The sequence below is a fragment of the Sphingobacteriales bacterium genome (assembly GCA_016719635.1).
Lineage (GTDB): Bacteria > Bacteroidota > Bacteroidia > Chitinophagales > JADIYW01 > JADJSS01.
The window spans coordinates 409,484-424,026 of the sequence record JADJYT010000003.1 but is presented as its reverse complement, the minus strand read 5'-3'; the positions used below and the strand labels follow the sequence as shown (position 1 = coordinate 424,026).

Genomic DNA, 14,543 nt, shown 5'->3' with positions numbered 1-14,543 from the left:
ATAGATTCAGCTTCGATTTTATTTTACAAATGGAATTCTTGCCCCACTTTTAGAATCGCCAACTCACCGTTGAGCTTATTCTGCTGCTTAAATTCTTGGACGATGTTTTTCGGCTCGGATGCCGGTTCATCGCTCAAATCAAAGGTACCATAATGCATGGGGATGAACGTCTTACCTTTTAATTCATGGAATGCCTGTATGGCTTCTTCCGGCGAAGTATGTGCCCACTCCATAATGAATTTGGGTTTGTAGGCACCTATCGGCATCAGGCAGACATCAAATGAAGGGAAATGGGAATTGATTTCTTTAAAATGATGCGCATAGCCTGTATCACCTGCGAAATATATGCTTTTCGAATGATGCCGGAGGGCAAAACTCCCCCAAAGGGTTTTGTTGTAGTCCGTAATGAGTCGCCGGTTCCAATGTTTTGCCGGTAAGAAGGTAATATCCAGCTGAGGCGTATCATATTGCTGCCACCAGGCTGCTTCCTGTAGTTTTCTGATTCCGGTGGATTGTAGTATTTTTTTAAATCCCAGCGGGCATAGTACTTCGATATCGGGATTTATTCGGGCTAATTTCTTTAGTGACGGTATATCCAGATGGTCTCTGTGCCCGTGTGACAAGAGGATGTAATCAATGTTTTTAAAATTATGTATGGAGCAGGGCAGTGCATGTTTTCGCCTAAGGAGGGGAGTAAGGTCATGAAATACAGGATCGGTCAGGATTTTCTTTCCATTTAGCTGGATGTAAAAGGAGGAATGTCCCAGCCATACTATTTTATCCTGTACGGATTCTAAGAAAACATTAGTATAAATCACCTCAGGTGCAAATAAATCCTGTTTCTTCTCCTTTCGCTGAGGATTAGGTGTGGTCATCCATTTCAATAACCGTTCATAGGGCAGCCTTTCTTTTGCTTCGAGAAAGACATATTCACCATCTATATAAAGATTGCCTTTGATATCATTTCTGATAAATGGCAGTTGAGGATTGTATTTAAAAGTACTTTTCATGATAAATAAAAAAACCTGTTAGCGTACTAACAGGTTTCTATTTAAAAAAGTTTATTTTGGTTTATTTAGCCGGTGAAAAGTCAACACGTCTGTTTACCTGATGTTGATTTTCATTATTAGCGTCTTTTACTAATGGATCAGATTTACCCATTGGTAATTTGATGAATCTGTCTTTTGAAATACCATAGTGGATGTTCAGGTAATTGATAGCAGCATCTACGCGGCCTTCAGAAAGCTTCTGATTGTATTCGGATGAGCCTCTGATATCGGTATTACCTTTCACATTTACTTTCAAGTCAGGGTTGGTGCTCATAATTAAACCTATTTTCTTCAATTCATCGGAAGCCGGGTTGGTGATGATGGATTTGTTGATGTCAAAATAAATGGAGGTCATTTTCCAAACATTGTCATCCACTTTCTGAACTTGTTTAGTCAATGCTTCAGGGTCGAATGGAGGTGTTTTCTTAACAGCTTCAGGTTCAGGTGCCGGAGCAGCAGCAGCGTTCTTGCAATCTGCAATTGGCAAGGTGATATTAGAGAATGGTTCAGGATCTTCAGTGTCAGGACATCCGTCTTTATCACTATCCAGCGTAACACCATGAGAATCTACTGCAAAGCCGGCAGGAGTGGTAGGTTCCTTGTCCAATATGTCTAATACGCCGTCACCATCCGTATCTTTCATGTTCACCTCTTTTGGTTTCGGTACGTTAGCCATGATGAATGCCAAAGGATTTACCCATTCGATATGTTCTTTTTGAGAACCGATGCGTCCGAATTTATAGGTGAAATTGATATTGACGTATGCATAAGCATCCCGGTTGATTTTAGATAATGAATTTACCGTTTTACCGCCTGCATCCACTCTGGAATTAAACTGGAATGCATCCAGTTTGTCAGAGTTGGTAAATGTAAAGGTTCCTTCCAGACCTAAGTCGAAATCTTTGGTCACTTTGAATTTCATACCCATACTCAAAGGGAACACCGTTTCTGTAAATTTATTAGTGAAACCACGCAGGTATTGGCTGTTTTTAATAGGTTTGTCATCCTTAACATTGTAGATTTGAGAGGAAGCGCGAATAAAACCGATACCAATCTTTGTATAGAATGCAAACCTTCTGGATTTGATTGGTTTGCCGCTGATCTGAGATTTGATAAACTTATTGTAACTGGTACCTAAGCCCAGCCAGTCAATATAGAAACTGATGGCAGCCTGATGGAAAATGCTGGTCTTGAAGTATACAGGACCGTCAGCATCTGTTCTTTCCGGAAATAATTGTTTCCAGTATTGTCTTTCTTCTGCAAAACCACCGCGGTCAACTGTACGTCCCAATATTCGTCCTAATGTATAATCAAGATTTAAACCAAAAGCACTGTTAAACATTTTGGTCAAACCGATGCCCGCACCCCACTGCAACTCGCTTGGTTTCTTTGTTTGTCTTACCCAGTCATAGCTTCTGATATCCGTGAAGGGAGTGGTCGCTCCGAAATGAACGGTTAGACTCCAGTCTTTCAGGAATTTTTTAGGTTCGAGATTATAATATTTCTTAGCTGCTTTGGCATCTAATGTGGTACTGCCGGTATTGGCCGTTACATCTACACTGGAATTTTTGTTCTTTTTGGAAGACTGTGCATATACGGATGTTGCCATCGTAAAGCAGAAAGCACTAAGCAATAAATAGGATAATTTGGTTCGCATTTGGTATGATTTTGAGTATAAAAATAGTAAATGTTGCCCAATTTACAAATAAGAATTAATATTTAATGATTTATTCAACAAAATTCAGGTCTTTTCCATAGGTTTCATGCAGTTTTGTCCATGCCAGTAACGCGATTCCGATACAAATGGCACCTACCGTCAGATTGGCGCTTTGAGTGGAGAAATGGAAGTTGTTTTTTAACGAAACGTACAACAGGTTGATACCGATAACTGAACCGCGCACAAAATTCGGTGCAGTGCTGCTTACGGTGGAACGGATATTGATGCCAAAAGACTCCGCAGCGACACTCATAAAAACCGCCCAGTATCCGATTCCCAACCCCAGCATGAAAATCGTTCCGTAAAAAATGGTCATACTCCATTTCCCGATTATCCAGAATACAAGTATGAAAAACATCAGGAGGAGCAAATAGATTAAGACCGCTTTTTTCCTGCTTTTTAAAAAATTGGACAACAGACCGCAACTCACATCACCCAGTGTCAGTCCGGAATATACGGCCATGATGGCGTAAATGGCCACTTTCTTTTTGTCTTCATAAGCCAACCCAAGTGCATCCGCCAGTTCCGGTGCATATTTTGCATACAGTTGCACGACATACCAGATGGGTATTGCCAGCAGGATGATAGATAAATACCGGATCAGTTTTTCTTTGTCTTTGAACAAAATGGAGAAATTTCCGAGATTGTCTGTCTTTTCTCTAACTTTCAGATACATACCGGATTCATACACACTGATTCTTAGGATGAGTAAGGCAAAGCCCATCCCGCCGCCAATAAGATAGCATATCCTCCAGTCTTTCATCCACAACACAATCAGACAGCCGAATACGGCGCCCAATACGCCAAATCCAGCAATGAATGCTGTGGCGATGCCGCGTTTTTCTTTGCTCATGCTTTCATTGACCAGCGTAACACCGGCACCCAATTCGCCTGCCAATCCAAATCCGGCTACAAACCGAAGTATTTCATATTGCGGAATGGTATGTATGAAAGAATTTAGGGTGTTGGCGATGGAATAGGTAATGATGGATCCGAATAAAACTGTCAGCCTTCCTTTCTTGTCTCCTAAAATACCCCAGAATATTCCGCCGAGCAGCATGCCTAGCATTTGCCAGTTATCCAGCCGAAGCCCGATTGTTTCTAATAAGGATTCTTCTACACCCAAACTGCGCAAACTGCTGATACGAACCATGCCGAACAACAGTAAATCAAAGACATCTACAAAATAGCCTAAAGCCGCAACAATCACTAAAAGTGTAATTCCTTTTTGGCGTGTTTCATTCATATGCTGAATTTTTAAGAAACACAAGTTACAATTTAGTCTGAATGATTTTAAATAAATTGGAATCAAAAATGAAATGAAACAAGAGGCCGTCCGGCTATTTCCGTACTGCCAATTTTAAGATTTCCCAATAGCTTTGTTTCAGCAGACCGTATTGATAAAAGCCGCGTTCCATCAGTATTTTGTGCAGTGCCGGAGAATGGTAGGATGGCATGTTTTGCAGAAAATGATGCTCTAAATGATAATTGACATGCAGCGGTGCAAATAAGATTTGCTCCAGAAAATTGGCATAGGTGGTGCGGGTGTTTTTATAAGGGTCATGTGTGTCTTCCACTACGCTGTGTTCTGCTATGGAGCGGATACGCAAACTGAAATTAAATGTGGTCAGATTGGCACCTATCCATAGAAGGTACAGCCAGGGTTTGCCGGATGCAAGAAGTATACAGAATATAAGAGCATTCACCAGTACCGGACCGCGCAGGTTGTAGTAGGCATTTCTGAAGATGACTTTCCATGTCCTGTTTTCTTCTGGGATTTTTTCGATAAAATTTCCAAGATTGTATTTGATAAAACCGGTGTGCATAGCCAGGAGGCCGAAGTCGGCTTTAATGCCTGTCAATCCGGAGAGGTCACGCAACAGTTTGCGCAGCATACTGGCGAGTTTTGCCGGATAGCCTGACACCAGGTTGATATCCGGATCATCTGCCGTTCCCGTTGCGATATGATGCTGGAAATGATACGGCCGGTATTGCGCCACATTATTGAAAATGGGATAGGCACCCAGGAAATTGCCGACGATGTCGTTTAATCTTTTTGTTTTGAACAAGGAATGATGGGATGCATCGTGCATGATGATGGCACAGCCCAGTTGTTTACCCCCTAAGATAAATAAAGCGATTAGAATCGTCAGTACATTTGGGCAAAATCCGGCTAATGCAAAAGCGAAAGCAATCCACAGCCACACACTCAATACCTCCCATGCACCCTTCCAGTCGGATTTTGTGTGCAGTTTTTTGATTTCTGCTTTGGTTAAATACTGATTGATTATCTGTTTGTATTTTACTACCTGATGGTTTTCAGGTTGGACGTTAAATTCCCAGTTGTTGAAGGTGGTTGCCATTCTGCTGAGCGCAAATTTAAGGATATGGATAGTATTTAGGATACATTCCAGTTAAAATAAATGACAGGAATAAATGGATTATATCAAAAAATGTTCCATCGCCTGAAACGTTTCCTGCGGATGAAGGTTCAGGCAAAAATGTCCGCCTTCCACCTGTACATAATCTTCATCCGGCGGCCGCACGATTCGGTCGCGTTTATCGTGAATGCGCAATGGATTCGGCAGCTTAGACGGTATTTTAGGTGCATAGGTCATTTCAGACATCAGTGCCAGCTGGGTATTCGTAAACGAATGGAAATTATCCATCACGCCGGCCTGCACATTCTTGATGTGCTCATTTTTTATCTTACCTAAAAGATATCTCTTTAATGCCGTTGTTTTTACTATGCCTGTCAGCGCCGCAATTTGTGTGATGCGCGGAACCTGCGGAACGGTATGAAAAACTTTCTCCGGGTCGTTGAAGGAACCAATCAGGCAGATTTCACATCCGATCAGTTCCCGTATCTGAAAAGAGAAAAAGCCGCCCATTGAATGACCGATGAGCTTGTCGCCGGGATGAATATTGTAATGTTTGATCAGCTGTCGTGCAAACTGCTGAACGGTAATCAGCGGAAAAATGAATTTGTTCAATACAGGCCGGTAATCAATGTGTATCTTATCATATCCGGTAATCAGTCCTTCGAGTTCATTGAAGCAGCGTTCGTCTTCACCAAAACCGGGCAGTAAAAAAAGTCTTTTTCCCATCCTGCTAAAATAGGCTTCTTTTCCAAAGATTTGTTTTACAAAAGATAGATTATCTATGGCAAAGGTTTATTTTTGCAGCATGTTACAACGACGATTACCGGCAGAGTGGGAGCCGCAGGATGTCATACAGATTGCTTTTCCGAGCAGGCGGTCCGACTGGTCGGATTACTGGGATGAAGTTATCCCCTGTTATGTCCATGTCATAAAAGTGATTGCTTCTTACCAGCCTTTGATTATCGTCAGTGATGATATGCTGGAAGTAAGAACGCACTTGTCTGCTGTGGACAGTTCAAATATTTATCTGTTGGAAATTCCCATCAACGATACATGGGCACGCGATTATGGTGCCATCACCGTTGAATCTCCGGATGGTTTTATAATAGAAGATTTCATGTTCAACGGGTGGGGACTGAAATTTGCCGCGGACAAAGATAATCTGATTACCAAACAGCTTTGGGACAAAGGAGTGTACCATGCTTCGAAATTCCATATACCGGATTTGGTACTGGAAGGCGGCAGTATAGAAAGCGACGGAGCCGGAACCTTGCTGACCACATCCAATTGTTTATTGTCACCCAACAGGAATCCGCATTTCAGCAGACAGCAGATAGAAGATAGATTAATCTCACTGTTTGGGCTGAAGAAGGTGTTGTGGCTGGAAAACGGCCATCTGCTGGGCGATGATACCGATGCGCACATTGATACCATTGCCCGTTTCTGCGATGCGAATACCATTGCGTATGTTCAGTGTACAGACAAAAATGAAGTACATTATACTTCATTGAAAATGATGGAAGAGGAATTACAGCAATTTAAATCTGCGGAAAACAAACCCTATCGGTTGATTCCGCTTCCAATGCCTGATGCCATTTATGCACCGGATGACCATCGAAGGTTACCCGCAACCTATGCTAATTTTCTCATCCTGAATGAAGTGGTGTTGATTCCAATCTATAATGTTTCACAGGATGCTTCAGCTGTTGAGCAGTTGCAAAAAGCATTTCCCAGCAAAAAAGTGATAGGAGTGGACTGCAGTGCGTTGATATTGCAGCATGGTTCGCTGCATTGCATCACCATGCAGTATCCCAAGGGCAGTATTAATTTTCAAACTTTAAAGAAACAATAGCTTCATTGAATAGATTGTTTCCATCAATAAATCAGTTAGCATGAAAGTAGGTATCGTTCAACAATCCAACACATCCGATAAAGCTGCCAACATTGCAAAAAGCATTAAAGGTATAGAAGAATGCAAGGCGCAGGGTGCTGAACTGGTGGTGCTGCAGGAACTGCATTGCGGCATTTATTTTTGCCAGGCGGAAGAAACGGAGATGTTCAATTTCGCGGAACCGATTCCGGGAGAAACGACTCAGCTCTTTTCCGCTGCAGCGAAGGAAAATGGGGTGGTGCTGGTTACCTCCTTGTTTGAAAAAAGAGCACCAGGTCTATACCACAACACATCCGTTGTTTTTGAAAAAGATGGAAGTGTCGCGGGAAAATACCGCAAAATGCATATCCCGGATGATCCGGCATATTACGAAAAATTTTATTTCACCCCGGGCGATCTCGGATTTAAACCGATACAAACTTCTGTTGGAAAATTAGGCGTCCTCGTTTGCTGGGACCAATGGTACCCGGAAGCTGCCCGCCTGATGGCTCTGAACGGTGCCGAAATTCTAATCTATCCGACAGCCATTGGATGGGAAAGCACGGACGTACCGGAGGAAAAAGAACGTCAGCACAATGCCTGGCAGACCGTGCAGCGCGGCCATGCCGTTGCCAACGGATTGCCGGTAGTAACGGTGAACAGAGTAGGCACGGAGCCTGACTGGACGGGTGTGACCAATGGTATTCAGTTTTGGGGGCAAAGTTTCGTAGCCGGACCGCAGGGAGAATTGTTGTTCGTGGCGTCTGCCGAAAATGAAATCAATGCCGTCGTTGAAATTGATAAACAACGAACGGAGGATGTCCGTCGGATCTGGCCGTTCTTGCGCGACAGAAGGATAGATGCTTATTCTGATATTCTGAAACGATTTGTTGACTAATTATTACTGAATAACACCGGCATCAGCAGATAGCAAAAGACGGTAATAACGATAATGGAGGCGATATTAATCCAGATGCCGGTTCGCATCATGTCTTTGATTTTCAGTTCTCCCGTAGAAAAAACAATCGCATTCGGAGGTGTTCCCATCGGAAGCATAAACCCGCAGCTTGCCGCCAGTGTCATTGGAATAATCAGATAATAGGGTGGCAGTCCAAAGCCTTTGGCAATGCCAGTCATCACCGGTAGTAAGATGGTCACCTGTGCAACATTGGATAAAAATTCCGTCATCACAACACTCAGTGTTGCCAAAATCAGAATCGTTAGAAAGAGGTTGCCGCCCAACCCGTCAAACAGCTGACTGATGAGTTGTATGAGTCCCTGTTTTTCCAATCCATCTGCCAGGCATAAACCACCTCCGAACAGGAGTAAAATTCCCCAGGGAAGTTTTTGGGTATCTTTCCAATCCAGTATTCGTTTATCATCATCGGCAGACAACAGAAACAATGCAATTGCTGATGCGAGCGCAATTGTAGTATCGCTGATGATGAGTCCCGGAAATATTTTCAGAACATATTCTCTCGATATCCAGCTCAGGCAGGTTGCTGTAAAGACAATGAGGACTTTGCGTTCTCCTCCCTTTATATTTCCCAAAGTATTTAACTGCTGACTAATGTTTTGCTGCAGGCTGTTATAGCGTTGCTTTCCCAAAGGAAATAAAACATAGGCCATCAGATACCACACAAACAATAACAACAGTAATGATAAGGGTGTAGCCATCAGCATCCACCTTCCAAAGCCGATGGTCTGGTGGTGATGTTCGGACATGTATGCAGCAAAGACGACATTCGGCGGTGTGCCAATCAGCGTAGCCATCCCGCCGATATTAGAGGCATAGGCGATACCGAGCAGCAAGGACTTGGTCAGGTTGTCGTGCACTTGTTTTTCATGGTGTGATTCCAAAACAGCCAGCAGGGACGTGGCGATGGGCAGCATCATGACGGCGGTGGCGGTATTGCTGATCCACATGCTGATAAATCCGGTGCTGAGCAGGATGCCCAACAGTAATCCTTTGGCGGTACTTCCGGTCTTTTGAATGATGAAAAGTGCAATGCGTTTATGAAGATTCCATTTTTCCAGCGCGAGTGCCAGGATGAAACCGCCCATGAACAGGTAGACGACGGAATTGCCATACGCCGGAGCCACCGCTTTGGCGTCCATCACGCCGAAAATGGGAAAGAGTATCATAGGCAGCAGGGCGGTAACCGCCATAGATACGGTTTCGGTAATCCACCAGTAAATCATCCAGAGTGCCGTGCCTATTACTGCGCAAACAGGTATCGGTGCATTGGCTAAAACGGCATAGAGTATGGCAATAAAAAAGAGGAGCGGGCCTGTCAGTATCTTCATCCTGTTCATTCGGTTTTCGTTATACGACTAATGAAAAACAAGTTACTGATTAGGCAGTGATAAATGGACAGGAATATAGATTTAATTTCAGTTTTTTACTCTTCAAACACCAGATAGAGTCCGATAAATAGGACGATTAGTCCAATGCTGGTCAGTCCATAAAGCATGAAATTTCGAAGTTCAGGCACCAGATCCAGCATGGTAAACAGGCAACTGATAAAGCCCAGAAATGAGCCGATGCCGGTAAGGACAAAACCGGTCGTTTGCCTGTCTTCACAGCATTTCTTTTTGTAATGATGCATTATTTCCGGAATATGAAATTCTTCCACTCCAAACTGGATAAGTTCTTCTTTGATGGCTTCTTCAGACAATTGTCTGGTTTTCCATTTTTGGAACAATTCAGGGTAAGAGGCAGCAATTTCCATCATACTATCAATTAATTTACTCTAATTTAATATGAAGTTAAAAAATAAAATACCAAAAGTAAAGATTTGGGTAATAAAAAAAGGTCAGTAGCTGGTACTTTTTAGACAAATGACTATCTGCCATCCCACTTCAGACTAAGGAAAAAAATACGGATAGCGGTCGCCAATGGGTGTTTCGCAGCCGTGTGCCAATTCATTTTGATGGGTGGCTAACTGCTGGAAATAGGTTCTGATGGGATCGTTTAGGCGCCTCACCAATTCTGCCACATCCATATCAATGGCAGCAGCATCTGCCATCCAGACGGAACCGATATCAATTTTTCCGGTGGCATTCCCCAATCCGGGCACTTTGGTGGAAAGCCTGTTGACAATGGGTTGTCTTCCCCAATATTCCTCTTCACTCCAGATGCTGTCGGTGCCGGCATTCATATTTGATGGCAGTTTGCTTTCAAAATCAGACCAGGCTTCAATAAAGGTGATCTGTCCCTGGTCGTTGAACGTGAATTCCTCATAAATCGGACAACTGTCACCGCTGTAATCAAAGATGACATGACAACGGCAGAAGGGCTGCTCTTCGAAGTATTTGCAATCCATTTTATAGTATTTCGTTGGATTTAGCTTTAACAGGATATCTGAAGTGATTAAGAAATCTTTTCCGAGTCCGGTCAGCAGCAGCCACGGCGGCCATTCCCATCGGATGACAAGCGGTGAATATTCGGGGACTACATTATTCGGAATATCGGATTGCATGGTGAGAAAATACTTCACGCCTTGTTCTACGTAATAGGCTGAATCAAATTTGGGTGTCAGACAGGTAGACAGTGCACCGTCTGTCCCGCAGTTTGGCAGAATGACCGTTGCAGATGATGTATGTTCTTTATTGGAACAACTGGCGATCATAAAAACGCACAATATGTAAAGCAAGCCATATGCTGTATGTTTCATGAACTAAAAGTACGCTCAATTCTTTAAATAAGGAATAGGGATATGATGTTCAAATCAAAAAAGCGTCCTTTCGACGTGGAACGAGGAGAAACTTGGTTGAATGACAGTAATATGTTATTAGGTATATGTTTTTTGTTTTTCTAGCAGCGTCTCTGGCAGAGGAAGTTGCGCAGTTGAAGTATTAAATGACAAAGAGGGTTTAAACCCTCTTCGTCATTTGGAATCTATTTATCATAAAACTTCTTACCTGCTTTAGCATAATCCACCAGGATTTGTGCAGGCTCGAAGCGTTCACCGAATCGAACGGTCAAATCATTCAGGATATCCACCACTTTCTGTGCACCTAAGGAGTCGATGTAACGGAACGGGCCGCCACGGAAAGGCGGGAAGCCCAGGCCGAAGATTGCGCCGATGTCGCCGTCCAGCGGGTTGGCTATGATGTTTTCCTGCAGGCACAAGGCCGCTTCATTCACCATCGCCATCGCACAGCGCATGTGTATGTCGTTGGCATCTGCTTTTTTACGGGCATTGCCGCCATAGTATGAATAGATATTCGCATCTACCTGCCCGGATACCTTCTTGCCGTTTTCATCGTATTTGTAAAACCCTTTTTTATTCTTTCTGCCTTTGTAGCCGGCTTTGGATATTTCTAACAGTGTTTTACTGATTTTAAACTTTGGCCTTGTCTTCAATAAATCCTGCATCAGCTCGCCGCTCATGATATGAGCGCCCACATCGATACCCACTTCATCCGCCAGGGTGATAGGCCCTACCGGGAAGCCGAATAAATTCATCTCTTTATCTATCTGCATAATATCGCCACCTTCATCGAGCAGCAGCTGCGCTTCGTTCATCAGCGGAGCCAGAATACGTGTGGTGTAAAATCCAGGACCATCATCTACCACGATAACCGTTTTGCCTTGCCGCACGCCTACATCATAACAGGTGGCAATCACCCAGTCGGCGGTCTTATCTGTCTTTACAATTTCCAGTAAAGGCATCTTCGGCACGGGAGAGAAATAGTGCATACCAATCACCAGTTCCGGATTTTTTGCATTAGCTGCGATGTGTTTAATCGGCAATGCGGACGTATTGGTGGCAAAAATGGTATTCGGTTTTGCGTTGGCTTCTACGTCTGTCAGAATGCGCTGTTTCAGTTTCAAGTCTTCAAACACCGCCTCGATGATGATTTCCTGATTGTCTAAATCTTCATAGTTCAAGCTGCCGGACAATAAAGCCATTTTTTCTTCCAGCTCAATTTTTGTCATTGCCTTTTTGGATACCTTTTTTGCATAATCACCATAAATGGTTTTGTATGCGGATGAAATCATTTCCTGGTTGATGTCCTTCAGTAATACATGGATATCATCGTCCATGGAAACTTCCGCGATGCCCGCGCCCATGAAGCCCGCGCCGATCATGCCCATGCGTTTCACCTGTTTCACCTTGTCCTCGCCGTACGGATTTTTCTTTTTGTCCGTCATTGCAAAAAAGATATTGATCAACTGGCGGGAAACCGGAGATAAAATCAGTTCTTCAAATTTTTCCACTTCGGCAGCGTAGCCTTTTTCCAGTCCCTGATTCCAGCCTGTCTCCACACACTCCATAATTTTATACGGAGCAGGATAGTTGCCGTGTGCCTGTTTATCCACCATCTTTTTCGCCTGGTCAAATACGATCTTATTCACCAGTGGCGCTTCGAGTACGATATTGGTCAGCGCTTTTTGCAAAGCAGGGAAACCCGCTTTCACCGTATCCAGATTCAGCTCATTGCGTTCGCGTTTGATGGGAGTTTTCTCCAGTTCCAGCGCCAATTTCTGAGCGGCATTTTGCAGGGAAGATACGTGTACCACCTTATCTACCAATCCCATTTTCAGGGCGGGGTAGGGAAATACATTTTTTCCGGTCAGCATCATGTCCAGGGCAGCCTGCAATCCCACTAGCCGTGGCAGGCGTTGTGTGCCGCCGCCGCCGGGCAATAAGCCCAGTTTTACTTCGGGTAAAGCCACCTTGGTGGATTTGTCATTGGAAGCGATGCGTGCATGACAGGCCAATGCAATTTCCAGTCCTGCTCCCAAGGCGTTGCCGTGAATAGCCGCAACAATCGGCTTTTTGGATTTCTCTATTTGATTTAATATCGCATGTCCTTTTTGCGCAATCGGTTTCCAGTCGCCCGGTTTTTCCACTTTTTGGAAGGCTTCGATATCTGCGCCGGCGATGAAATCTTTTTTCTTGCTGGTTAAGACAAATGCCTTAATGGAATCATCCTTATCCAGTTCTGAAAAAACTTCCTCAAATAAACCGATCAGATCGGGACCGATTTTATTGATTTTTTCATTTTTCTGATCCATCCAAATGGTGCAAACGCCGTTGGCGTTTTTCTCGATGGTGATATAGTCTTCTCGTTTTAATGTTGTCATTGTTTCTGTTTTACCCTCTAACTCCCTAAATGGAGAACACTTAACAGTTAGTTCGACTTAGAGGAATGATAAATATATTTACACACTAAAGTCCCTTTAGGGATTTACGGTTTTTTAATAATCATCGCATGACCGTGTGCGCCGGCTGCACAGGCTGCCAGTAATGCATATTTACCGCCTCCTTTTTGCAGGCGATTTGCTGCCATGGTCAGTAATCTTCCGCCGGTAGCACCGAATGGGTGACCGATGGATAGGGAACCTCCCCATTGATTGATTTTAGTTAGTGGAATTTGTCCTACAGGCTTATCCAGTCCCAGTTGCTTTTTACACCATTCTGCGGATTTTAAGGCGTTTAGGTTGGCTAACACCTGTCCGGCAAATGCTTCGTGAATTTCGAATACATCGATATCATCTATGGTTAAGCCCGTTTGTTTAAGAACAGCTGCAATGGAATAGGCAGGTCCTAACAGCAACTCTTCGTACAAGTCGCCGCCGGTGAATGCGTAATCTACGATTTCTGCCTTTGGAGTAAGACCCAGTTCTTTTGCTTTGTCTTCAGATGTCAGTAAAACCGCGGTTGCGCCATCCGTTAAGAAGGATGCGTTGGCAGCGGTAATGGTTCCGACATATTTATCAAATGCAGGTTTCAGTTTTGCCATTTTCTCTACCGTAGAATCACCGCGCACGCCGTTATCTTTTCGATAGGCGTGAAGTTGGGCGGCAACTGCACCGGCACGATATCTGATAACAAACCGGCTTCCTGTGCTTTGGCTGCATTTTGGTGAGAGGCTGCAGCGAGCTGATCCTGCTCTTCACGGGTAACACCGAACTTTTGTGCCAGGATTTCACAATCCTGCCCCATCGTTCTGCCGGTGATGAATTCCGAAACAGATGGTCTGTCCGGCAAGAAATCCGTCGGACGTAGGGTCATCGCGAATTTCGCATATTCCATCGGAGTGCTTAATTTCTGCGCTGCAAATAATTTCTTGCGCATTTCTTTGGTGTAACCGATAGGCGTATCCGAAGTGTTTTCCGTCCCACCGGAAACAATGACATCCGCTCTTCCCAACTGGATGGAGTCTACCGCATTGCAAATCGCCTGATTGGCAGAAATACACGCCTGTTTCACCGTGTTGCACGGAGCCTTTACCGGAATGCCTGCGGTGACCGCCGCTTCTCGTGCCACGTTTTCCGTGCGAACGTTGGAAATTACGTTGCCATATATCACTCTGTCGATTTCATTCACATCGATTCCCGTTCGGTCTAATAAGCCTTTGATGGCAAACTGACCTAATTGGTAGGACATCAAATCCATATAATCCGTACCTGATTTTAAGAAAGGGGTGCGTACACCGTCAATAAAAACTACTTTTTTCATTTCTTTATTATTTATAAACCAAATATAGTCAAATTCAATGCATGCATTGTA

The 14,543-nt window shown here is 43.9% G+C and carries 11 protein-coding genes and 1 pseudogene; 2 read left to right on the top strand and 10 right to left on the bottom strand.

The window, feature by feature from the left end; translation table 11 throughout:
- Positions 1-23 precede the first annotated feature (23 nt).
- The 5 genes from IPM95_08775 to IPM95_08755 form a co-directional block, all read right to left on the bottom strand.
- A complete protein-coding gene (locus IPM95_08775; protein ID MBK9329388.1) occupies positions 24-1,010 on the bottom strand; it encodes an MBL fold metallo-hydrolase in 987 nt (328 codons plus the stop codon).
- Positions 1,011-1,071: 61 nt separating this feature from the next.
- On the bottom strand, positions 1,072-2,706 hold the full coding sequence (locus IPM95_08770; GenBank protein ID MBK9329387.1) for an OmpA family protein: 1,635 nt from the start codon (positions 2,704-2,706) through the stop codon (positions 1,072-1,074).
- Positions 2,707-2,776: 70 nt separating this feature from the next.
- Entirely contained in the window at positions 2,777-4,012 is a 1,236-nt protein-coding gene (locus IPM95_08765) for an MFS transporter (GenBank protein ID MBK9329386.1), read from the bottom strand.
- A gap of 94 nt (positions 4,013-4,106) precedes the next feature.
- On the bottom strand, positions 4,107-5,129 hold the full coding sequence (locus IPM95_08760) for a fatty acid desaturase family protein (GenBank protein MBK9329385.1): 1,023 nt from the start codon (positions 5,127-5,129) through the stop codon (positions 4,107-4,109).
- Positions 5,130-5,207: 78 nt separating this feature from the next.
- A complete protein-coding gene (locus IPM95_08755) occupies positions 5,208-5,873 on the bottom strand; it encodes an alpha/beta hydrolase (protein MBK9329384.1) in 666 nt (221 codons plus the stop codon).
- A 79-nt stretch (positions 5,874-5,952) separates the two neighbouring features.
- Here IPM95_08755 and IPM95_08750 point away from each other — a divergent pair, with 79 nt between their 5' ends.
- The gene (locus IPM95_08750; GenBank protein MBK9329383.1) at positions 5,953-6,999 is read left to right on the top strand and encodes an agmatine deiminase family protein; all 1,047 of its coding nucleotides are present in this window, start codon (positions 5,953-5,955) and stop codon (positions 6,997-6,999) included.
- A 40-nt stretch (positions 7,000-7,039) separates the two neighbouring features.
- Positions 7,040-7,915, top strand: coding sequence for a carbon-nitrogen hydrolase (locus IPM95_08745; protein MBK9329382.1), 876 nt, complete (start codon positions 7,040-7,042; stop codon positions 7,913-7,915).
- Here the strand turns inward: IPM95_08745 and IPM95_08740 are convergent.
- The 5 genes and pseudogenes from IPM95_08740 to IPM95_08720 all read right to left on the bottom strand — a co-directional run bounded on the left by IPM95_08740 (position 7,912) and on the right by IPM95_08720 (position 14,492).
- Positions 7,912-9,333 carry a DASS family sodium-coupled anion symporter gene (locus IPM95_08740; protein ID MBK9329381.1) on the bottom strand — a complete coding sequence of 474 codons (1,422 nt, stop codon included), beginning with the start codon at positions 9,331-9,333 and terminating at the stop codon, positions 7,912-7,914. The two genes, IPM95_08745 and IPM95_08740, sit on opposite strands and share 4 nt — an antisense overlap.
- 86 nt (positions 9,334-9,419) lie before the next feature.
- Positions 9,420-9,752 carry a hypothetical protein gene (locus IPM95_08735; protein MBK9329380.1) on the bottom strand — a complete coding sequence of 111 codons (333 nt, stop codon included), beginning with the start codon at positions 9,750-9,752 and terminating at the stop codon, positions 9,420-9,422.
- 132 nt (positions 9,753-9,884) lie between these two features.
- Positions 9,885-10,694, bottom strand: coding sequence for a hypothetical protein (locus tag IPM95_08730; protein MBK9329379.1), 810 nt, complete (start codon positions 10,692-10,694; stop codon positions 9,885-9,887).
- Between the two features lie 224 nt (positions 10,695-10,918).
- The gene (locus tag IPM95_08725) at positions 10,919-13,114 is read right to left on the bottom strand and encodes an enoyl-CoA hydratase/isomerase family protein (GenBank protein ID MBK9329378.1); all 2,196 of its coding nucleotides are present in this window, start codon (positions 13,112-13,114) and stop codon (positions 10,919-10,921) included.
- 104 nt (positions 13,115-13,218) lie between these two features.
- A pseudogene (locus IPM95_08720) lies at positions 13,219-14,492 on the bottom strand (thiolase family protein).
- Positions 14,493-14,543: the final 51 nt, after the last annotated feature.

Coding starts and splice junctions, on each gene's coding strand:
- IPM95_08735 (MBK9329380.1), bottom strand. CDS start 9,752: ATGATGGAAATTGCTGCCTCTTACCCTGAATTGTTCCAAAAATGGAAA.
- IPM95_08740 (MBK9329381.1), bottom strand. CDS start 9,333: ATGAACAGGATGAAGATACTGACAGGCCCGCTCCTCTTTTTTATTGCC.
- IPM95_08730 (MBK9329379.1), bottom strand. CDS start 10,694: ATGAAACATACAGCATATGGCTTGCTTTACATATTGTGCGTTTTTATG.
- IPM95_08750 (MBK9329383.1), top strand. CDS start 5,953: ATGTTACAACGACGATTACCGGCAGAGTGGGAGCCGCAGGATGTCATA.
- IPM95_08760 (MBK9329385.1), bottom strand. CDS start 5,129: ATGGCAACCACCTTCAACAACTGGGAATTTAACGTCCAACCTGAAAAC.
- IPM95_08765 (MBK9329386.1), bottom strand. CDS start 4,012: ATGAATGAAACACGCCAAAAAGGAATTACACTTTTAGTGATTGTTGCG.
- IPM95_08775 (MBK9329388.1), bottom strand. CDS start 1,010: ATGAAAAGTACTTTTAAATACAATCCTCAACTGCCATTTATCAGAAAT.
- IPM95_08725 (MBK9329378.1), bottom strand. CDS start 13,114: ATGACAACATTAAAACGAGAAGACTATATCACCATCGAGAAAAACGCC.
- IPM95_08745 (MBK9329382.1), top strand. CDS start 7,040: ATGAAAGTAGGTATCGTTCAACAATCCAACACATCCGATAAAGCTGCC.
- IPM95_08770 (MBK9329387.1), bottom strand. CDS start 2,706: ATGCGAACCAAATTATCCTATTTATTGCTTAGTGCTTTCTGCTTTACG.
- IPM95_08755 (MBK9329384.1), bottom strand. CDS start 5,873: ATGGGAAAAAGACTTTTTTTACTGCCCGGTTTTGGTGAAGACGAACGC.